Consider the following 20,706-nt stretch of genomic DNA (forward strand, 5'->3'; position numbering starts at 1 on the left):
CAGCGAAACACGATCTTCACAAACCCCCTCGGGGCACCGTGCCGCCCCTCGCCGACCCCTCAGGAGCGCCCATGACCTTCACCGTGCTGGCCCGCGATCCCCGCGACGGCCTCATCGGCGCGGCCACCGCGAGCCGCTCCCTCGCCGTCGGCGCCGGGGTGCTCGCGGTCGCCCCCGGCGTCGGGGTCGTCGCCAGCCAGGCGTGGACGAACCGCGCGCTGCGCGGACGCCTGCTCACCGCGATGGGCGAGGGGCGCTCGGCCGCCGACGCGGTGGCATCCACTCCCGACTGGGACGACGGGCACAACCTCCGCCAGGTCGCCGCGCTCGGATGGTCGGGGGCCGGAGCCGCGCGCTCGGGTGCCGACATCACGGCGTGGGCGGGAGAGCGCACGACGTCGAATGCCGTGTTCGTCGGCAACCTCCTCGCCGGACCCGACGTCCTCGCGGCGATGGTCGCCGCGTGGGGCGCGGGCGACGGCGATCTCGCCGACCGGCTCCTGGCCGTGCTCTCCGCCGGAGAAGACGCGGGAGGCGATGCCCGGGGCCGGCAGAGCGCTGCGCTGGTGATCGCCTCCCGCGACGACGTCGTGCTCGATCTGCGCGTCGACGACCACGCCGACCCGCTGCAGGAGCTGGCACGCCTGCGCCGACTCGCCGCGGGCGCGGACGTCCCGACGCGGGCGCGGTGACCACGCCGGAACCACCGGGGTCCGGTCCCGACGGCGGCGGGACACGGCGCCCAGCGCGCCCATAGCCGCCGCATACCGTTCGCGTCACGTCCGGGTGGATTCTGAGCGACGTGATCCCCCGCGTCCCGCTCGCGCGCTGGTGGCGCGAACCCTGGTGGGCGCGGCTCACCCTTGCCGGCATCGTCGTCGCCGCCACGGTCCTCATGAGCTGGAACCTGTCGCGCGGCGGGGACTTCTCGTTCTACGAGGCCGCGGCCCGGTCGATGTCGGAGTCGTGGCACGCACTGCTCTTCGGGGCCTTCGACCCCGCGGCGACCGTGACCCTGGACAAGCTCGCCGGGTTCGCCGTGCCGCAGGCGATCGGCATCGATCTGTTCGGCATGTCGACGTCGTCGGTCGCGCTGCCGCAGGTGATCGAGGGGATCGTCACGATCCTCGCCTGCGCCGTGTTCGGGCTGCGCTGGGGCGGCCGCGGGGTCGGTCTCGTCGCCGCCGCGGCGGCGGCTTCCACGCCGATCTTCGTGTCGATGTTCGGCCACCCGATGGAGGACGGGCTGCTCACGATGGCGCTCGCCGTGGCGCTCGTCTGGTGGCAGCGCGCGATCCTCACCGGACGGTGGTGGCCGCTGCTCGTGGCGGGGCTGTTCATCGGGGTGGGGTTCCAGGCGAAGATGATGTCGGCCTGGTTCGTGCTGCCGGGGCTCGTCGTGGCCACGGCGGTCGCCGTCGTCGGCGCACGGCGGGCGTGGGGTCATGTGGCCGCGCTCACCGTGTCGAGCATCGTCGCGTCCCTCTCCTGGATGCTGCTGATCGCGTCGGCGCCCGCGGGCGCGCGGCCGTTCGTCGACGGTTCGACCGACGACGACGTGTTCGCCATGGTGTTCGGCTACAACGGCATCGACCGGCTGCTCCCGAACGCGGTCGCCGGCGCGGTGGGGTCGCACGCCCCCGCCGGGGGGATCCTGGGCGCGCTGATGCTCGCCGCGCAGAGTTCCGCCGCGACCGCCGCGGGCGGGAGCGGCGGCGAGGCCGCCTCGGTCACGAAGCTCCTCGAGTCGCCGCTGGTGACGCAGATCGGGTGGCTGTACCCCGCGGCCGTCGCCGGCATCGTGCTCGGTGCGGTGCGGTGGTGGCCGCGGCGTTCTCGCACCAGGACGCTCCGCCGGGAGGCCTCAACGCGGACCGACCGTGCGATGCTCGTCGCTCTGATCCTGTGGACGGTCACCTCGGCGACGTTCCTGAGCGCCGCGCGCGTCCCGCACACCGCCTACGTCGCCGGCCTCGGGGTGCCGCTGGCGCTGCTCGCCGCCCTCGCCTGGCGGGAGGTCGTGCGATTGCGATCCGCGCCGCGGCTCTGGCCGAGGCTCGCCGCGCCCCTCCTCCTCATCGCGCAGGGGGCGTGGTGGACGTCGCTGTCCGTCCAGAGCCGGATGCCGCCCGTGCTCGTCGCCGCGACCGTCGTGGTCTGGGGCGCCGGGCTGATCGCGGCGATGGTCGCGGCGGCGAGGTCGTGGCATCCGGTCGAGGGCCGTCGGGGCGCGCTGGTCCCCGCGATGCTGGCCCTGGCCGTCCTGTGCGGCCCGGTGGCGTTCAGCACCCAGGTCATCGACTCCACGCGCGACGGCAGCGGCGGCGACGCGTCCGTGGGCGTCAGCGCCAAGTCCCCGCACCCCGACGAGGTGTTCACCCCCTCGACCTGGGCCCCGTGGGGCGGAGAACCGTCGATGTCTCCGGCCGTGACGCAGCTGGTCCGCGCCGCTGAGCAGGACGGCGGCGGGCTCGACGGACGACCGCTGTTCGTGAGCGATTCGTGGGCGCTGTCCGCGCCGGTGATCGTCGCGACCGGTGACAGCGTGCTCACCGACGGGGGCTACTCGGGCTCCGCTCCGGTGTTCACCGAGAGCGCCCTCCGCTCCCTGGTCTCAAGCGGCCGCGCCCATCTCTTCGTCGTCGCGTCGAACTCGAAGAAGGGCGACCCGGTTCGCGGTCTCGTGCGCGACGATCACTGCCGGAGCGAGGACACGTGGGACCTGACCGCACCGAAGGAAGGCGGCGAGGCGTTCGGCGTGACGTCGTTCACGCTGTACTCCTGCAGCTGACGCAGGCCGCGACTCGGGGCTCCCCCGCCCCGCCGGTAGACTCGAGCCAGTGACCACCACCCGCGCCGAAGCCGCTTACCTGCGCTCGGTCACGGCGTTCAAGAACCCGATGCTCGACCTGCTGCACGGGCGGTTCGCACCGTTCGTCGTGGCCGTGCTGTCCAACGTGTTCTCGCCGGACCGTCCCGCGGTCGCGGTCGCCGACGCGCACGTCGAGGTCGCCGAGGCGATGGACGAACTGCGCGCCGCGGGGTACGACACCGAGGACGACCGGCGCATCCCGGCCGGCTCCGCGCGCGACATCTGCCGCGGCTGGGTGCGGGTGGGCTGGTTGAGCCTGCAGATCGAGGACGACGTCGAGGTGTACCGGCTCTCCGCCCACGCGGTCGGCGCCCTCGAGATCGCGGGGCGGGCCGGCGGCGGTCGGGCGCGGGTGTCCCGCTCGCGCGTGCGGACGCTTCTCGACGCCGTCGAACGTCTCGCACGCGACGCCGAGACCGACCCCGAGCGGCGCCGCGAGGCCCTGCTCGCCGAGCGGGCGGCGCTGGACGCCGAGATCGCGGCGCTCGACGAGGGCATCGTCGAGCCCCCCGACGACGAGCACCTGCTGGAGGAGGCGGAGAACGTCATCCACCTCGCCCGCGAGCTGCCCGCCGACTTCTCCCGCGTCGCGGAGTCGATCGTGGCGATGCAGCGCGACGTGGTCGCGGAGCTGCGGCGCGACGCCCGCCCCACGGGCGACGTGCTGCGCGAGTACCTGGAGCGCGGTCGCCACGTCATGCAGGCGACGCCCGAGGGACGCGCGTTCCAGGGGGCGCTGCGCCTGATCGGCGACCCCGAGCACATCGACGACCTCACCGAACAGCTGCACGCCGTGCTCACCCAGCCCTTCGCCCGGATGATGACCCCCGAGCAGCGCGGAGAACTGGATGCCATCGCCCGACGCGTCGAGGCGGGTGTGCTCGAGGTGCTCACGGCACAGCGGCGCGCGTCGCACGTCATCACCGTGCAGGTGAAGACGCACGACCCGATCCGCGACCGGCAGGTCGACGACCTGCTGCGCTCGGTCATGGCGGGACTGCACCGCTGGAGCCAGACGAAGGCCCCCGGCCGCGTCGAGCCCGTGCGCACGCTGCCGCTCGCCGACATCGGACACCTCCGCCGTTCGCTGAGCGACGTCCGGCCGCCCGGAGCACCCGAGCCGCTGGCATCCGAGGCCCCGGACGTGGAGTTCGTCGACGCCGACACCCGCGCGTGGGGCGGCCCGCACTACGCCGAATTGGAACGCTACGTCGAGACTCTCGGCGACGCGTTCGACCTCGCCGAGGCCTTCGCCGGCGCCGAGGAGCAGACCCGCCGCCCCGTCGACCTCGTGGGGCTGCTCGAGATCGCCCACCGCCGCGAGCTCGAAGAGGGCGATGACATCTCCATCGTCGAGGCGGTCCGCCCCGACGGTACGACCCGCCGGTTCGCTTTCACGGCGGTCACCGCACGAAACCTCACGGAAAGCAGGGACGATGACTGACGTGGACCTGTCGGAACCCGCGGCCGACTCCCCGGTGTTCATCTCCCCCGTCGCGATGGAGAACGACCCCGACGCACTGTTCGCCGGAGACCGCGGCATCCTGGACGCCGATGTGCGCCGCGTCCTCGTGCGGATCCTCCAGCGCCGGTTCCTGCTCGCCGAGAACTCCCCCGCCGAGTGGACGCTGCTGCTGGAGCACCAGCAGATGATCGAGTCGCGCCTGAACGACCTGTTCGTTCGCCTCGTCGTCGACCACGACCGCGGGGTCGCGTACAAGGAGCAGGTGCGCAGCGACGAGGTGGACGTGCCGATCCTGCTCAAGGACGAGGCGTACTCGCGGGCCGAGACGCTGGTGCTGGTGTACCTGCGTACCGTGTTCCAGCGCGAGACGACCGCCGGGGCACCGTCGGCCCGCGTCGACGTCGAAGAGGTCGAACAGACCGTGCTGACGTACTTCGCCGAGTCCGACGGCACGCGCGCGAGCCAGCAGCGGGCCGTGCGCACCGCGATCGCGCGCCTGGACCGCGAGGGCATCATCGAGGAGGAGTCCGAGGGGCGCTACCGCATCGGACCGCTCATCGAGATCGTGCTGAGCGCCGAGGTGCTGCGCGATCTGCAGCGCTGGCTGGACGAGCAGACGGATGCCACGGACACCGAGGTCGCCGCGAACCCCGACCCCCCGGCATCCGCTCCATCCGAAATCTCCGAGGAGGATCTCCCCGCATGACGATGCTCGAGACTCTCTTCGGCCTGATCCCGGCCGCGTCGCGCGGACAGCAGTGGGTCGCCGAAGAACTGCAGCTGATCAACTGGGGCGGCTACGACGGCGAACACCGCGTGCGCTTCGCCCCCACCGCGACGCTCCTGTGCGGCGGATCGGGGTCGGGCAAGTCGACGCTCATGGACGCCTACGTCGCGCTCATGATGCCGCACACGACCCCGTTCAACGGCGCCTCCAACGGCGCGGTCGTCGGCCGCCCGCGCGGGCAGGAGCAGCGCAACATCCTCTCCTACGGCCGCGGCAAGCTCGACGAGTCGCGCACCGACGAGGGCACGAAGGTGCGTGTGCTGCGCGGCGACGGCGTCGACACCTGGACCGCGATCGCGATGACCTGGGTCGACCACGACGGAGCCCGCTTCACCGCGGTGCGCGCGTGGTACATCCCCGCGGCCGCCCGCGTGCTCGACGACGCCGTGAAGGTGCGCGGCACCATCCACGGCGCCTTCGACCTCCGCGGGCTCGAGCGCGCGGCATCCCAGCACCTCTCCGACTCCGCGGTCCGGGCCACCGGGCTCGACACCCTCGCGACCGACCGGGAGTTCTCCGCGCGTCTGCACGCCGTGCTGGGCATCGGCGCGGCCGGCGCCGGCACGAAGGCCATGAGCCTGCTCGCCCGGATCCAGGCCGGCCAGCAGATCACCACCGTCGACGATCTGTACAAGCGCATGGTGCTGGAGGAGCCCGAGACGCTCGCGACGGCCGAAGCCGTCGTGGCCCACTTCGACGGGCTCGAGAGCACCCGCACGCGCATGCTCGAAGCGCGCCAGCAGGTGCGCGCGCTGCAGCCGATCCGCACCATCAAGACCCGCATCGACGACGCCGCCGAACGCGTCCGGATCATCGACGCGATCGGGCGTTTCGCCGATCCCGCCTCGCGCGCGTCGCTGTGGCGGGCGCAGCGCCGCATCGACCTGCTCGGCGCCGTGGAAGACGAACTGCGCGAGCGCACCCACGCCACCGATGCCCTGGTGCGCGAACGCCAGGCGCTCGCCGACGCGGCCGAGGCCGAGCGCGACGGTCTCGGCGACGTGCTGCGCGCGGCCGGCGGCGACCGACTGGACGCCGCCCAGCGCGAGCTCCGCGGGCTGGAACGCCGACGCGCGGGCATGCAGCGCGACCGCGACCGGTTCGACGCCGCGCTCGCGGTGCTCGGAACCGAGGTGTCGGGCGTGAAGCAGTTCGACGCGGTCGCCGACGACGCCCGCCGCACCCTCGCGGACACGGATGCCAAGACCGCCGTGCGCGACGCGTTCGTCGCCGCGAGCAGCAGGCACACGGCCCTGCGCCAGCAGCTCGCGACCCTCGAGGCCGACCACCGACGCACCCAGACGCGCGACGACAACATCCCTCCGCGCCTGCACGAAGCACGGGAGGCCCTGGCGGAAGCGGCGGGCCTCAGCGCGGCCGAGCTGCCGTTCGTCGCCGAGCTCGTCGACGTCCGCACCGAGTACGAGCCGTGGCGCGGGGCGTTCACGCTCGCACTCGGCGGATTCGCGACCACCCTCCTCGTGGACGCCGCACATCTGGCATCCTTCCGTGCCGCCATCGACGGCGTGCGGTTGTCGGAGCGTCTGCGCTTCGAGGGCGTGACGACGGGCCTCCCCGACCGCCCGGGCCTCGACCCGGCGACGCTCCCCGGCCGGCTCGACTACCGCCCCTCCCCCTTCACCGGGTGGCTGCAGGACCGCCTCGAGCAGCAGTTCGCGTTCGTGTGCGTCGACACCGCCCGCGAACTGTCGCAGCATCGTCTCGCGCTCACGATCGCGGGGCAGACGAGCCAGGGGTCCCGCGGCGCGCACGGCGGATCGGTGCGGCAGAGCATCCTCGGGTTCTCCAGCCGCGTTCGCCTGACCGAGCTCGGCGAGGAGATCGCCGGCGTCCGCCGCGACCTCGACCGCGCGAAGGCCGCCGTCGACGAAGCCGCGACCGCCCTCGACGCGTTCGACGACCGTCGGAGCGCGTTCGAGAAGATCGCCGACCTCACCTGGGACCAGGTGGACACGGCATCCGTCGAGCGCGAGATCGAGCGCTGGAACGAGACGATCGCCGAGATCACCGCGGGCAACCCGCGCATCGCCGAACTGCAGGAGCAGATCTCGGGGACGCGGGCCCGGGCCGCGCGCCTGCGCGAGGAGATCGGCAGCGCCAAGGCGGAGCAGCAGCGTCTCGCTGCCCGATGGGCAGAAGTGACCGACGAGGTGGATGCCGCCCACGTGCGGCTCGAGGATGCCGAGGACGCGGGGCTCGTCCTGACCAACGACGAGGCCGCGTACCTCGACGCGCTGTTCGTCGCGCCCGCCGACGGAGCGGCGTCACCGTCGCAGCGTCTCGCCCGCTTCGACGCCGCGCTGGAATCGGCATCCAAGCGGCTGCTCGAGGACCAGCGCGTCGCGCAGGAGACGTGGGGCGAGCAGCGCGAGAGCCTGCGCCGCACGCTCGCGGCGTTCATCGACCGCTGGCCGAGCCCGAACCTGCTGGCCGACCCGGACGAATCACTCGGCGACTTCGAGCGCATGCTCGCCGATCTCGAGGCCAGCGGACTGCACGAGCTGGAGGCCGAGTGGCGCGACAGCCTGCTGCGCCTCTCGGGCAACGACCTCACCAATCTCGACGCGTCGCTCACCCGCGCGCTGCGCGAGATCCGCGACCGCATCGCGCCGATCAACGACATCATGCGCGACCTGCCGTTCTACGACGACGACCACCGTCTGCAGATCGTGCCGCGCGAGAGCCAGTCCGAGGTGCGACGACGGTTCCGTCGCGAACTCCGCGACGTGCGCGCGGCGATCGACGCGGCCGCCGGCGATGAGGAACGCGAAGCCGTCTACGGACGGATGGCGCGCCTCATCGGGCGCATCCGTCCCACCGCCCCCGACTTCGCCGACCTCATCGACGTCCGCAACCACGTGCGGGTCAGCGCCGAGCGGTTCCGCGCCTCGACCGGCGAGCACGTCGCCCTGTACGACCACATCGGCGAGAAGTCGGGGGGCGAGTCGCAGGAGCTCATCGCGTTCATCGTCGGCGCCGCCCTGCGGTACCAGCTGGGGGATGCCGGCGCCGAGCGTCCGCGCTACGCCCCGGTGTTCCTCGACGAGGCGCTGATCAAGGCCGATGCGCACTTCACCAAGCGCGCAATCGGCGCGTGGCGCGGGCTCGGGTTCCAGCTGGTCATCGGCGCCCCGAACGACAAGTACAGCGCGATCGAACCGCACGTCGACGTCGAGTACGACATCCTCAAGGACACCCGCGGCCGCTCGTGGGCGAAGGCGAAGGTGGCGCTGCCGGGCTGAGGCGTGAGCCGATGCCGAGCGGAGCGCCGGGCCGCGACGGTCTCGTCAGAGCGTCAGGAGCACGGCGAGCGACGACAGCAGGGCGACGCCGAGCGAGATCACCCACGCGAGGGATGCCGAGAAGTACCAGTTCTGCCGCTCCCGCCACCGCGCGCGCAACGGGTGCCCCGGCCCGAGTCGCGCCAGGGAGCGCTGCGTCACGATGAGGGCCGGTGCGGCGAGCAGCAGGACCACCAGGACAGCGGCCAGCTGGACCAGCAGGCTGCCCTCGCGCCGCCCGATCGACACGGCCTGCCAGGCCATCGTCGCGGTGGCGATGATGTCGCGCGGGCCGGCGACCCCGATGATCGCGATCGCCCCGACGACGAGCAGGCCGATGCGCAGCGCCGCGTCGCCTGGGGTCGGCTTCGGGGCCGGCTCCCCGTGATCGCGACGCCAGAGCTCGCGACGGACGCGGTGCAGGACCACCGGCCAGAGCACCAGGCCGGCGAACCCGGCGAGGAGCCACCGGAGCACCTGATCCGGGTCGACGGCGATCCCCGCCGCGTCCAGCAGAAGGATGCTGCCGATCCAGACGCCGAGGAAGAGGGGCACCCCCACTCCGACAGCGAGAATCGCGATCACCGCACGCGACCCGCGGGAGAGTCCGCGCGGAGCCCGCACGACCGGCGCGGGCGACGCGGGATCCATGCGCAGCACTCTACCGACGGGCCGTCTTCGACCCCGCGTGCGGTCGAGCGCTCACACCGCGAGGAGGACGCGATCCGCCTCCACGCCCGACTCGACCGGGATGCCGAGAACGTCACGGATCCTCCGCGCGCCCAGCGTCGGTTCGGCCACGACGCGCGCCGCGAGCGAACGCACCAGAACGACCACCCCCGAGGAGCGGACCGGGGCGCCGGGGTCGATGGCCTCCAGCAGGTCGCGGAGCTGCGCGTCGTGACACCGGCGATCGTCGGCGCCGATCCACTCGAGGAGCGCCGCGAGAGTCCAATCGAGATCGATTGGACTTTGCAATGGAAGATCTGAGCGTGATTCTCGGGTCATTGGACCAGACTCGTTCAGCAGCCGCGGTCTCGAAAGGTGCCACCCGGCAGCCCGTGGCATCCGCGGACGTTGCGCAACCTCAGCGATCCGTCCTTTGTCAGCGGCATCCGCGCCCCGCCGGCCGACATCGCGCGAATCGCCGACGCTGCGCGACACCCGCGCGGCCCGCCGCCGGGGTGACCCCCGCGCACCCCGCCCGGATCGCCCGGAGCGAACGCGGCCTCGGGAATGCCCGCGGCCTTCTCTACGCTGTGTGCTGAGGGCGCGGGAAAGGCGGCAGGGGATGCAAGGACTCGAGGTCACGGTTCTGCTGGGTCTCGCGATGCTCGTCGGCACGGTGCTGGCCCCGCGACTCCGCGTGGCGACACCGCTCGTGCTGCTCGTGATCGGCCTGGCCCTGGGCTTCGTCCCGGAGCTGCGCCAGATCGAACTGCCGCCCGAGACGGTGCTGCTGCTGTTCCTCCCGGTCCTGCTGTTCCGCGAGGCGTGGACCACGTCGGTGCGGTCGGTGCGGCGTTCGCTGCGCTACATCATCCCCATGAGCACGCTGCTGGTCGTGGCATCCGCGTTCGCCGTGGCCGGAGTCGCGACGTGGATGGGTGTGCCCTGGGAGGCCGCGCTGGTGCTCGGCGCGGCGGTCGCTCCCCCGGACGCCACCGCCGTCGCCGCGCTCGGACGGCTGCTCCCCGAACGCACGTTCATGAAGTTGAAGGCCGAGAGCCTCACCAACGACGGCACCGCCCTCGTGCTGTACTCGATCGCCGTGTCGCTCCTCATCGGCGACCAGGTGACGCCGTGGCAGATCACCGGGATGGTAGTGCTGTCGTACGTCGGTGGCGCCGCCGCCGGCGTGGCGGTCGCCGCGCTGGCGTACCTCGCGCTCCGCCGCATGGAGTCGACCCTCACGATCAACCTGACCCTCGCCCTCGTCCCGTTCGTGGCGTTCCTGGTGGCCGAGGTCGCCCACGCCTCGGGCGTCCTCGCCGTGGTGTTCGCGGGGCTCATCGTCGCGTGGATCGCGCCACGCATCACGACGGCCATGTCGCGAAGGGCCGCGGATGCCACCTGGCCCTTCGGCGTCTACCTGCTCAACGGCGCGCTGTTCGTGCTCATCGGACTCGAGATCCAGCTGGTGCTGCACGAGATCTCCCCCTCCGAGATCGGCACCCTGCTGCTCATCACGGTCGCGGCGTGGATCGTCCTCGCGGTCGTGCGGTACCTGTTCCAGTGGTTCTTCTCCCCGTTCTCGCGCCCGGGCACGACCTCGTCGCGCTCGCTGCGACATCGCTCCCGGGTGGTCAGCACCGTCGCCGGGTTCCGCGGGGCGGTGTCGCTCGCGATCGCCCTGTCGGTTCCGCTCACGACGGCCGACGGCTCCCCCGTCGCCGGACGCGACGCGGTGGTGTTCGTCACCGCCGGCGTCATCGTTCTGACCCTCCTCGTCCAGGGACCTCTGCTGCCGGCCGTCATCCGGTGGGCGAAGCTCCCGACCGACGACGCCGCGGTGGAGGAATTCGAACTCGCGCAGCGGGCGATCTCGGGAGCGGCCCTCCTCGCCCTCGACGACCTCGCGGCCGAGCACGGCATCAGCGCGGTGGTGAAGGACCGGGCGCGCCAGGAGGGCTACGAGCGCCTCGAACTCGCGAACGCCCGGGCGGTGGCGCGCCAACGCGCTGCCGAGGAGCGCGATCGCTCCGACGACGACGAGATGGATGCCGGCGGCGACGACGCCGCGTCCCGCATGGGTCCGATCCCGCCCGGGTCCGACGCCGAGGACGACGGTCGCAGGCCCGCCGGGCAGTTGGAGATGATCGCCGTGAGCGACGACGTCGATCTCACGCAGCGGTCCCCGATCCTGCGCCACAAGGAGGCGACGCGCCTGCGATTGGCGATCCTCGACCGCAAGCGCGAGGTGCTGCTCCGTCTGCGCCGTGAGGGCACCATCGACGACCTCGTCGCCCGGCGGATCCTCGCCGATCTCGACATCGAGGAGATCCGCGCGCGCGGCATGGAACGCGCGGTCGACTGAGGCCGCACGATCGCGGGGCACCGCCGCGTGCCGCCGCGTGCCGGACGGATCGCGGGAAAAGCCCGCCATCCGGCGGCGGCGTCCGGTGATCCCCGGACCGAGAATCGAGAAGAACGCACCGTCGCGTTCGCGACGAAGGAGTCACCGATGACCACACTCGACCCGTCGATCCGGCCGCCCTTCGACCCCGAGCTCGCCCCGATGCTCGAAGTCCTCGGCGCGATGATGCCGCCCACGCTCACCGCCGAGATGATCCCGGCCCTGCGGGCCGGAGGCCTCCCGGGGATGCCGACCATCGCGGAGCAACTGGCCGAAGCCGGGCTGGAGTCCCGCGACGTCACGATCCCCGGCTACGAGGGAGCCGACATCGTCGTCTCGGTCGTGCAGGCCGTCGGGCGGACCGGTCGCGGACCCGGCATCTTCCACACGCACGGCGGCGGCATGATCATCGGCGACCGGTTCAGCGGCGCGCTCGGCTTCGCCGAGTCGCTGCACCGGTACAACGCCGTCATGGTGACCGTCGAGTACCGTCTGGCGCCGGAGTTCCCCGACCCCTACCCGGTCGAGGACTGCTACGCCGCACTGGAATGGACGGCCGCGCACGCCGACGACCTCGGCATCGAGGCCGATCGTCTGATCATCGGGGGTGCGAGCGCCGGCGGAGGCCTGGCCGCGGGCGTCTCGCTGCTCGCCCGTGATCGCGGCGGCCCTCACCTGGCCGCTCAGCTCCTGCAGTGCCCGATGCTGGACGACCGCGACGCGACGCACTCCACGCACCAGATCGACGGGCTGGGTGTATGGGACCGCGGCAGCAACGTGCTGGGCTGGACGTCCCTGCTCGGGGAGCGGAAAGGCACCGACGACGTGTCGATCTACGCCGCGCCGGCGCGCGCGACCGACCTGTCGAACCTTCCTCCCGCGTTCATCGACTGCGGCACGGCCGAGGTCTTCCGAGACGAAGACGTCGCGTACGCGTCCGCCATCTGGGCCGCCGGCGGGGTCGCCGAACTGCACGTCTGGCCCGGCGGATTCCACGCCTTCGACGGCCTCGCGCCGCAGGCGACGCTGTCCCAGGATGCGATCGACGCCCGCAATCGGTGGATCCGGCGCATCTGGGGCTGACCGCCGTCGCGACGTAAGGTGAGCGCATGCGGGAACTGCTCGGGCGACTGACGGTACTCGACCCTGCGGCGAGCGAGTCGGTGAAGATCATCGACTACTTCGACTCGCTCGTCGCCGGTGGCTGCGGGGCCGAGGCGATCGTGCGGGGGGCGGCGATCCTCGGGCAGACGACCGCGGCGGCACGGGTGCGCGGGAAGGTGGTCCGGGTCGACGCGGACGGTCGACGTGTCTCCGACGCCGACGCGCCCGACGTGCCCTCGGCCGCCGCGGGCGTGTGGTTCGAGCGCGCGGACGATCCCACGACCAACGACGCGATGATCCTCGATCGCGCCCGGTTGGCCCTGGCCATCATCGAGACGCGCAGCCTCCCCACCACCAGCGCGGTGGACCGCGTGATCGATCCGGACGCCTCGTGGGTGGATCGGCAGGGAGCCGCGCAGCGGCTCAAGCTCACGGTTCCGGTGCGGGTGATCGCCACTCCCCCACCCGGACCGCCGTCCTTCGCCGGCCCGGCCACGGTGCTCGCGACCGGACGGGGCGCGGTGTGGGTGGGCCTCGGCGACACGATGCCGACGCACGGCCCCGCCGGGGTGAGCACGGCCGCGGGCCTAGAGGACGTGCCGCGCGCCGCCGCCGACGCGCTCCTCGCCCTGCGCCTGACCGACGACCGGCATCCCCTGGTCGACACCGACGATCTCGGGGCGCTCATCCTGGTGGCCCGCGCGCACGAGCGGGATTCCCCGCGGCATCCGGACGTCGAGAGGCTCGCGACACTCGACGCGCGCACCCTCGACGCACTCGACGTCGTCGTGGACAGCGAGAGCATCCGCGCCGCCGCGACCGTCCTCGCGCTGCACCACAGCACGTTGCAGTCCCGTCACGACGCGTGGACGCGCACGCTCGGGTACGACCCGCTGTCCCCGCGGGGCCGCGCCCGCTATCTCACCGCGCGCCTGCTCCTGCGCCTCCGGTGAGGACCCCGCGGCGCCGGCCGACGTCGGCGGAACCGTGGCACCGGCGTCCGGGCCCGACGGTACCGCCCGACCCTAGACTGACGCCATGAGCGAGCCCACCCCGGAACAGCTGGACGCCTCCGACAAGGTCGAGAAGCGCACGATCGGCGGAGAGATCCGCTACTACCTCAAGGACATCGCGGCGCACTGGCCGGCCGTCGTCGAGCAGCATCCGGATGCCGCCGGACACGAGGCCTGGTGGACGGCCGACGGGAAGTTCCACGCGACGCACGCCCAGCTGCGACGCGACGCCATGATCGGCGGCATCGTCTGACGGCGGTTCGCGACGGTCGCGGGAACGCGGAGGCCGGCGACGGTACACCGGCCTGACCGCTCACCGTCCCGGCTGCACCAGTCCGCTCTCGTACGCCACGATCACCAGTTGCGCGCGGTCGTGGGCGCCGAGCTTGATCATCGTGTTCTTCACGTGGGTCTTGGCCGTGTGGGGGGAGATGAACAGATCGGCGGCGATCTCGTCGTTGGAGCGCCCGCGCCCGACGAGCCTCAGCACCTCCCGCTCCCGGTCGGTGAGGACGTCGAGCGCCGGCGAAGGACGGGGAGGGTCGGATGCCGCGCCCCGCACGTACCGCTCGATCATCGCGCGCGTGGCCGCGGGCGACAGCAACGCACCGCCCTCGTGCACCGCGTGGACCGCGTGCACGATGTCGTCGGGCTCGGCGCCCTTCCCGATGAAGCCGCTCGCCCCCGCGCGGAGCGCCGCGACGACGTAGTCGTCCTCCTCGAACGTCGTGAGGATGAGCACGTGGGTGGCGGCGAGGTCGGGGTCGCCGCAGATGAGCCCGGTGGCTTCGATGCCGTCCATCCTCGGCATCCGGATGTCGCAGACGACCACGTCCGGACGAAGCCGGCGGGCGAGGTCGACCGCCGCCTCGCCGTCGGCGGCTTCCCCGACGACGTCGATGCCGGGCGCCGCGTCGAGGAGGTCGCGGACGGCGGAGCGGATCAGCGCCTGGTCGTCGACGACGAGCACCCGGGTCATGCGGCACCTCCGGAAGACGCGCGGCCCCCGGCCGCCGGGGGCGTGAGGGGAAGGCGCGCGGCGAGGCGGAAGCCGCCGGGGGCGGGACCGGCCTCGAGCGCACCGCCGACGGATTCGACGCGTTCGCGCAGCCCGACCAGGCCGAACCCCGACGGCGGCAGCTCGGGGTCGGGCGGAATGCGATCGAGGGGATTGGTCACGACCACCTCGAGGGCGTCGCCGTCCCGTCTCAGCAGCACATGGACGCGGCGGGCCGTTCCGTGCTTGAGGGCGTTGGTGAGCCCCTCCTGCACCACGCGGTACGCCACGATGTCGACGCCGAGCGGCACCGGCTCCCCGTCCCGCTCGTCCCGGACGACGACGTCCCAGCCCGCGACGCGAACCGACTCCACGACGTCCGCCAGACGGGCCAGCCCCGGCTGCTCCCGGATCCCGACCTCGTCCGGGGTCCGCAGGATCGTCAGCATCGAACCGATCTCCCCCAGCACGTCGCGCGACGCGGTGCGGATCGTGGCGAGCGCCTCCCGCGCCCGCTCCGGCCGGGTCTCCAGCGCCGACGACGCGACGCCGGCGTTGAGGCTGATGACCGAGATCTGGTGCGCGACGGCGTCGTGGAGGTCGCGCGCGATGCGCAGCCGTTCCTCGGTCACGCGGCGGCTCGCCTCGGCCTCGCGCGTCTGCTCCGCCCGGCGGGCGCGCTCGATCACGGCGACGACGTAGGCGCGGCGTGAGCGCGTGGCATCCCCCAGCGCTCCGGCGAGCGCGACCGAGAGCCCGATCTGCAGGAACCGCGTGTCCATCCCCGTCGTGAGTTCGACGACGATGCTCGACGCGACCACGACCCCCACCGCGGCGATACTGACCGGCGCCGCGGCACGGCGGTCCAGGCGGTCGGGCACGCCGAACGCGGCGATCACCACGGCGAGCGCGGCACCCGGAGCCAGGGTGCCGAGGACGAGGGCGGCGACGTAGAGCCCGATGCACACCGCGAGCGCCGAGCGGGGCCAGCGGCGGCGGAACGGCAGGACGGCCGCGGGCAGGACGGCGAGCACGTACACGAACGGACTCGACGGGCGCAGTTCGGGGAACGGCACGGGAGCGAAGGCGGGCACGATCACGAGCACCGCGACGACGACGTCGCGGACCCACCGGGGAACCGACGGCAGCAGGTGCGGCGCCGTGTCGATCGTCGGGAGGGGTGGCATCGTCCCAGTCTGACGGTCCGCGGGCCGCGGGACCATCGCCGTCCCGGGGCAGACCGGGATCCCCCGGGAGGGGTAGGCATCCACCCCACCCGCGGGAGGCGCCCGAGGGTGAGTCCGGCGAGGGTGGGACCATGACACCCGACACCCCACCGCCCCTCCTCTCGGTCGTCGACCTGCACAAGTCGTACGGCCGTGGTTCCGCCCGCTTCGACGCCCTCCGCGGCGTCTCGCTCGACATCCGTCGCGGGGAGAGCATCGCCATCGTCGGCAAGAGCGGGTCCGGCAAGTCCACCCTCATGCACCTGCTCGCCCTGATGGACGCCCCGACGACCGGCACGGTCGCCCTCGACGGAACAGATGCCGCCGCCCTCCGCGGCCGTCGCCTGAACCGCACGCGCAACAAGACGTTCGGCTTCGTCTTCCAGCAGTTCTTCCTCACCCCCAACGCCTCGGTGCTGGAGAACGTGGTCCTGCCGCTCAAGATCGCCGGGGTGGGACGCGCCGAACGCAAGCGCCGCGGTCTCGCCGCACTGGCCGAACTGGACATGCAGGACAAGGCGAAGAACAAGGCGACGGCGCTGTCCGGCGGCCAGAAGCAGCGCGCGGTCATCGCCCGCGCTCTCGTCAACGACCCGCAGGTGATCTTCGCCGACGAACCGACCGGCAACCTCGACTCCCAGACGGGAGCGGTCGTGGAGGACATCCTCTTCCGCCTGAATCGCGAGCACGGCATCACGCTCATCGTCGTGACGCACGACGATGACCTGGCGTCGCGGTGCGACCGCCGCATCCAGATCCGCGACGGCGTGATCGTCGCCGAGGAGGGACGCGCAGCATGAAGACCACGGACCTGATCGCCACGGCGTTCTCGAACACGTTCCGCTCGAAGACGCGCACGATCCTGACGGTGCTCGCCATCTTCGTCGGTGCGTTCACCCTCACCCTGACCAACGGGCTCGGCACCGGCATCAACCGGTTCATCGACAGCACGGTGTCCTCGATCGGCGCCTCGAACGTGCTGACGGTGTCGAAGACGTCCACCAACGACGCGACGTCCACGGACCCGCAGAAGTACGATCCGGATGCCATCGCGACGGCGCAGACCGACCCCGGTCGCCCCGGGGCGTCGAGCTCCGTGTCGGCCCTCACCGACGCCGACATCACGACGCTCGAGGGCATCGACGGTGTCGAGAGCGTGACCCCCGTCCGGTCGGCGACGATCGACTTCGTGCAGTACGACGGCGGCGACCGGTACGTCGCATCGGCCGGCGGCCTCATCGGCGGGCAGACACCGCAGCTGGCGGTCGGTGTCGCGCCCGACGACGCCACCGACGCGCTCGAAGTGGCTCTGCCCTCCGCGCTGGTCACTCCCCTGGGCTTCACGGACGACGCCGACGCCGTGGGCAAGACCGTCACGATCGCTGTCACCGATCCGCTGCGGACGCAGCACCTCGTCGAGGCCACGGTCACGGGGGTCACCGAGGCGGCCTTCACCGGGACGACCAGCCTGACGACCAACACCCCCCTTCAGGACGCCCTGTACACGGCCCAGAACACCGGCGTGCCGCAGGACGAGCTCGACCGCTACGCCACCGCCAGCGTCACGGTCTCCTCGACCACCCCGGAGGAGATCGACGCGGTCAAGGCCTCCCTCACGGATGCCGGGTACACCGGCCGCACCGTCGCCGATCAGCTCGGCACGTTCCAGGCCGTCATCAACGGCATCGTGCTGGTGCTGAACGCGTTCGCGGTCATCGCCCTTCTCGCGGCGAGCTTCGGCATCGTCAACACGCTGCTGATGTCGGTGCAGGAGCGGACGCGGGAGATCGGCCTCATGAAGGCGATGGGGATGGGGAGCGCGCGCGTGTTCTCGCTGTTCAGTCTCGAAGCGGTGGTGCTGGGACTCCTGGGCAGCGTTCTCGGCGCGGTCGTGGCGATCGCGGTCGGCGTCCCCGTGAGCGCGGGGCTCACGCGGACGTTGTTCAGCGATCTCCCGGGCCTCCAGCTGATCGCGTTCGACCCCGTGTCGATCGTCGTGACGTCACTGGTCATCATGGCGATCGCGTTCCTCGCCGGAAGTCTTCCCGCGGCCCGTGCCGCACGGGCCGACCCGGTGGAGTCGCTGCGCTACGAGTGACGGGCGCGACGGTGGGGCCCCGCGGGACGGACCGCGGGGCCCCACCGTCGTTTCACGCGCGCGAGTGCGCGGACGCCCTCGCCACCTGATCGGGGGTGGGGGTCACGCCGGTGTATCGCGCGAACTGGCCGGCCGCCTGCAGGGCGATCACCTCGGCGCCCGTGATGACGTCCCGTCCGGCCTCCCGCGCCGCGCGGATGAGCGGGGTCTCGGCGGGGAAGGCGACGACGTCGAACACGGTGGTCGCCGCGGCGATGTGCTCCGGGGAGAACGCCAGGGCACCGGCATCCGTTCCGTTCATGCCGAGCGGTGTGACGTTGACGACGATGTCGCCGCCGGGCGGCGGATCCTCGGGGACCCAGCGGAAGCCGTACGTCGCGGCGAGCGCGGGGCCCGCCTCGGCGTTGCGGGCGACGACCGTGAGGTCGCGGAATCCCGCGCCGTGGAAGGCCGCCACCACGGCCTTGGCCATGCCGCCCGACCCCCGCACGAGGACGGATGCCGCGGGGTCGAGGCGGTGGCTCTCGATCAGACTCGCGATCGCCTCGTAGTCGGTGTTCGAAGCCGTGAGCTCTCCCCCGTCGTTCACGATCGTGTTGACCGACCCGATCGCCGCCGCCGAGTGTTCGATGTGGTCGACCAGGGGGATCACCGCCTCTTTGAAGGGCATCGACACCGAACAGCCGCGGATGCCGAGCGCGCGGACCCCGGCGATCGCTCCGGCGATATCGGTCGTCGTGAACGCCTTGTAGAGGAAATCGAGCCCGAGTTCGGCGTAGAGGAAGTTGTGGAAGCGGGTTCCGATGTTCGAGGGACGGCCGGCCAGGGAGATGCAGACGGTGGTGTCCTTGCTCAGTTCGGGCATGGGGCCTCCGGGGTAGGCGGGCGATGCCTCGATCGTACGAGGCCCGGACCGCGCGCCGGACCCCGGGCGCCTCAGAGCGTGAGGCCGTGCCCGAAGCGGAACAGAGGATCCGCGGTGTCGAACGGCACGTCGGGGCGAGACGCCTCGACGGCCGCGGTACTGCTCGGCACATCGAAGGGCAGGCGCCCGCGCGCGGGGAAGGTGCCGTCGAGGACGTCGAGCAGGGCCGCCGGACTCGCCCCCCAGTTGGCGGTCACCGCCGACGCACTCCGCACGAGCGGTTCGAGGATCGCGGGGCGATCGAGGAGCACGTCGACGACCGTGGGCACCACCGCGGACAGCTCGGCGATGTGCGCCCGCGTGGCATCCGGGAACTCCAGCGACCCGGCGTGGAAGAAGTTCTCGAACGTCGTCCCGCGCACCTCGTACGGCGCGTGCAGGCGCACCACCGCGACGTCCGCGGCGGCCGGGTCGTCGACCGGTCGTCCGCCCCAGGCCACGATCTCCTCGCCGAGGATCCCCTCGGCGTAGACCGCGGCGCCCGCGCGCAGCGGCAGCACGCCGTCGTTGCTCAGGAGCGTGATCGACGCGCGCTGCGCATGATCGGCGGCCGCGCGGAACTCGGGAGCGCCGACGATCCGCTCCGCGGCGTCGACGTCGACGTACGGGTTCTCGAACAGCCCGAGAGCGAACTTCTCCCGCAGGAGTCGGCGCGCCGACACGTCCAGCCGCTCCTCGGGGACGACGCCGTCGAAGACCAGCTCGACGAGGAGGTCGACGCACGCTTCGCCGCCGAACTGGTCGGCCCCGGCGTCGAGGATCTTCTCCATCCGCTCGGCCCGCGTCAGATGCTCGACGCCCCACGCCCGGGCCGGGAACGGGTCGCCGGCGATGTCGGCATCCGTCACCAGCCCCCAGTCGGTGCAGACGATGCCGTCGAATCCGAAGCGCTCTCGGAGCAGCCCGGTGAGCACCGAGCGGTTGAATCCGAAGCCGACCTCCTCGTACTCGGTGCCGACCGGCATTCCGTAGTAGGGCATGACCTGGCGGGCGCCGGCCGCGAACACGGCGGCGAAAGGCTTCAGGTGCAGCTCGAACGCGTCGCCCGGGTAGACCTGCTCGCGCCCGTACGCGAAGTGCGGGTCTTCGCCGTCCTTCTGCGGACCGCCGCCCGGGAAGTGCTTGACCATCGTCGACACCGACGCGGAGCCGAAGGACTCGCCCTGGAAGCCTCGCACGTAGGCGGATCCGAGTTCGGCGGTGAGGTCGGCGTCCTCGCCGAAGGTCTGCACCTGCCGCGCCCAGCGGGGTTCGGTGGCGAGATCCACCTGGGGGTGCAGGGCGACACGGAACCCGCACGCGAGGTACTCCTGCCGGGCGATGTCACCGAATCGGCGCACCAGATCGGCGTCCCGCGTCGCGGCGAGTCCCATCGGTTCGGGCCACTGCGAGAACGCGCCGGCCCGGAGAGCCGCACCGGGGTTCTCGGAGAACGAGTGCCGAGGGTCCGTCGAGAGGGTCACGGGGATGCCGAGACGAGTGGATGCCGCCAGCTCCTGCAGGCGGTTGTGCCACATGGCCATGGTGCGCGCGTCGGCCTCGGAGGTCAGCAGGTTGAAGTGGGACAGGTGGCGATCGACCACGTAGTCGTGCGTCGAGGGCAGCCCGAACCGCGGATCGGCATCGGCGAGGGCGCCGCCGTCGCCCATCGCGATCATCGCGTGGAAGAAGAGACCGGCCTTCTCGGGCAGGCTCATCTCGGCCAGCAGCAGCTCGACCCGGTCGTCGATCGGCAGGGTCGCATCCAGCCAGGGACGAGCGAACCCGTCGGACGCGGCGCTCGAGGGAGGCGACAGCTCTGTCATCGGGTGTCCTTTCACCGGGCGCAGCCGCGCCGCGCG

17 protein-coding genes are annotated in these 20,706 nt (G+C 72.3%); 11 read left to right on the forward strand and 6 right to left on the reverse strand.

Features of this window, described 5'->3' with window-relative positions; translation table 11 throughout:
* Window positions 1-71: 71 nt before the first annotated feature.
* The 5 genes from BGO45_RS10895 to BGO45_RS10915 all read left to right on the forward strand — a co-directional run bounded on the left by BGO45_RS10895 (window position 72) and on the right by BGO45_RS10915 (window position 8,387).
* Entirely contained in the window at window positions 72-692 is a 621-nt protein-coding gene (locus BGO45_RS10895) for a DUF1028 domain-containing protein (RefSeq protein ID WP_292694072.1), read from the forward strand.
* 110 nt (window positions 693-802) lie between these two features.
* Window positions 803-2,791: a glycosyltransferase family 39 protein gene (locus tag BGO45_RS10900; RefSeq protein ID WP_292694075.1), complete on the forward strand. Its 1,989-nt coding sequence runs from the start codon at window positions 803-805 to the stop codon at window positions 2,789-2,791.
* 49 nt (window positions 2,792-2,840) lie between these two features.
* Window positions 2,841-4,316, forward strand: coding sequence for a DUF3375 domain-containing protein (locus BGO45_RS10905; protein ID WP_292694078.1), 1,476 nt, complete (start codon window positions 2,841-2,843; stop codon window positions 4,314-4,316).
* Window positions 4,309-5,043, forward strand: coding sequence for a DUF4194 domain-containing protein (locus BGO45_RS10910; RefSeq protein WP_292694081.1), 735 nt, complete (start codon window positions 4,309-4,311; stop codon window positions 5,041-5,043). The genes BGO45_RS10905 and BGO45_RS10910 overlap by 8 nt, the downstream gene beginning before the upstream one ends.
* Window positions 5,040-8,387 (forward strand): ATP-binding protein, encoded by a 3,348-nt coding sequence (locus BGO45_RS10915; protein ID WP_292694083.1) that lies wholly within the window; start codon window positions 5,040-5,042, stop codon window positions 8,385-8,387. The genes BGO45_RS10910 and BGO45_RS10915 overlap by 4 nt, the downstream gene beginning before the upstream one ends.
* Window positions 8,388-8,432: 45 nt before the next feature.
* Here BGO45_RS10915 and BGO45_RS10920 read toward each other — a convergent pair whose 3' ends face one another.
* Window positions 8,433-9,077, reverse strand: coding sequence for a hypothetical protein (locus BGO45_RS10920; protein WP_292694085.1), 645 nt, complete (start codon window positions 9,075-9,077; stop codon window positions 8,433-8,435).
* A gap of 51 nt (window positions 9,078-9,128) precedes the next feature.
* Window positions 9,129-9,404, reverse strand: coding sequence for a hypothetical protein (locus BGO45_RS10925; protein WP_292694087.1), 276 nt, complete (start codon window positions 9,402-9,404; stop codon window positions 9,129-9,131).
* Window positions 9,405-9,717: 313 nt separating this feature from the next.
* Here BGO45_RS10925 and BGO45_RS10930 point away from each other — a divergent pair, with 313 nt between their 5' ends.
* The 4 genes from BGO45_RS10930 to BGO45_RS10945 all read left to right on the forward strand — a co-directional run bounded on the left by BGO45_RS10930 (window position 9,718) and on the right by BGO45_RS10945 (window position 13,872).
* Window positions 9,718-11,463, forward strand: a complete 1,746-nt coding sequence (locus BGO45_RS10930) for a Na+/H+ antiporter (protein ID WP_292694090.1) — start codon at window positions 9,718-9,720, stop codon at window positions 11,461-11,463.
* A gap of 147 nt (window positions 11,464-11,610) precedes the next feature.
* Complete coding sequence (locus tag BGO45_RS10935) at window positions 11,611-12,585, forward strand: alpha/beta hydrolase (RefSeq protein WP_292694093.1); 975 nt, start codon at window positions 11,611-11,613, stop codon at window positions 12,583-12,585.
* Window positions 12,586-12,611: 26 nt separating this feature from the next.
* The gene (locus BGO45_RS10940) at window positions 12,612-13,559 is read left to right on the forward strand and encodes a hypothetical protein (protein ID WP_292694095.1); all 948 of its coding nucleotides are present in this window, start codon (window positions 12,612-12,614) and stop codon (window positions 13,557-13,559) included.
* A gap of 85 nt (window positions 13,560-13,644) precedes the next feature.
* The gene (locus BGO45_RS10945) at window positions 13,645-13,872 is read left to right on the forward strand and encodes a hypothetical protein (protein WP_292694096.1); all 228 of its coding nucleotides are present in this window, start codon (window positions 13,645-13,647) and stop codon (window positions 13,870-13,872) included.
* 60 nt (window positions 13,873-13,932) lie between these two features.
* On the opposite strand, the gene BGO45_RS10950 is transcribed toward BGO45_RS10945, so the two are convergent.
* Both BGO45_RS10950 and BGO45_RS10955 read right to left on the reverse strand, forming a co-directional pair.
* On the reverse strand, window positions 13,933-14,598 hold the full coding sequence (locus BGO45_RS10950; protein ID WP_076490755.1) for a response regulator transcription factor: 666 nt from the start codon (window positions 14,596-14,598) through the stop codon (window positions 13,933-13,935).
* A complete protein-coding gene (locus tag BGO45_RS10955) occupies window positions 14,595-15,803 on the reverse strand; it encodes a sensor histidine kinase (protein WP_292694099.1) in 1,209 nt (402 codons plus the stop codon). The genes BGO45_RS10950 and BGO45_RS10955 overlap by 4 nt, the downstream gene beginning before the upstream one ends.
* A gap of 131 nt (window positions 15,804-15,934) precedes the next feature.
* On the opposite strand from BGO45_RS10955, the gene BGO45_RS10960 reads away from it, so the two are divergent.
* Entirely contained in the window at window positions 15,935-16,642 is a 708-nt protein-coding gene (locus tag BGO45_RS10960) for an ABC transporter ATP-binding protein (protein ID WP_292694102.1), read from the forward strand.
* On the forward strand, window positions 16,639-17,940 hold the full coding sequence (locus tag BGO45_RS10965) for an ABC transporter permease (protein WP_292694105.1): 1,302 nt from the start codon (window positions 16,639-16,641) through the stop codon (window positions 17,938-17,940). The genes BGO45_RS10960 and BGO45_RS10965 overlap by 4 nt, the downstream gene beginning before the upstream one ends.
* Before the next feature lie 52 nt (window positions 17,941-17,992).
* On the opposite strand, the gene BGO45_RS10970 is transcribed toward BGO45_RS10965, so the two are convergent.
* The gene (locus BGO45_RS10970; protein ID WP_292694108.1) at window positions 17,993-18,805 is read right to left on the reverse strand and encodes a shikimate 5-dehydrogenase; all 813 of its coding nucleotides are present in this window, start codon (window positions 18,803-18,805) and stop codon (window positions 17,993-17,995) included.
* Window positions 18,806-18,876: 71 nt separating this feature from the next.
* A complete protein-coding gene (locus BGO45_RS10975) occupies window positions 18,877-20,670 on the reverse strand; it encodes a glycoside hydrolase family 3 N-terminal domain-containing protein (RefSeq protein ID WP_292694110.1) in 1,794 nt (597 codons plus the stop codon).
* Window positions 20,671-20,706: the final 36 nt, after the last annotated feature.

The sequence above is a fragment of the Microbacterium sp. 71-36 genome, assembly GCF_001898305.1.
GTDB lineage: Bacteria > Actinomycetota > Actinomycetes > Actinomycetales > Microbacteriaceae > Microbacterium.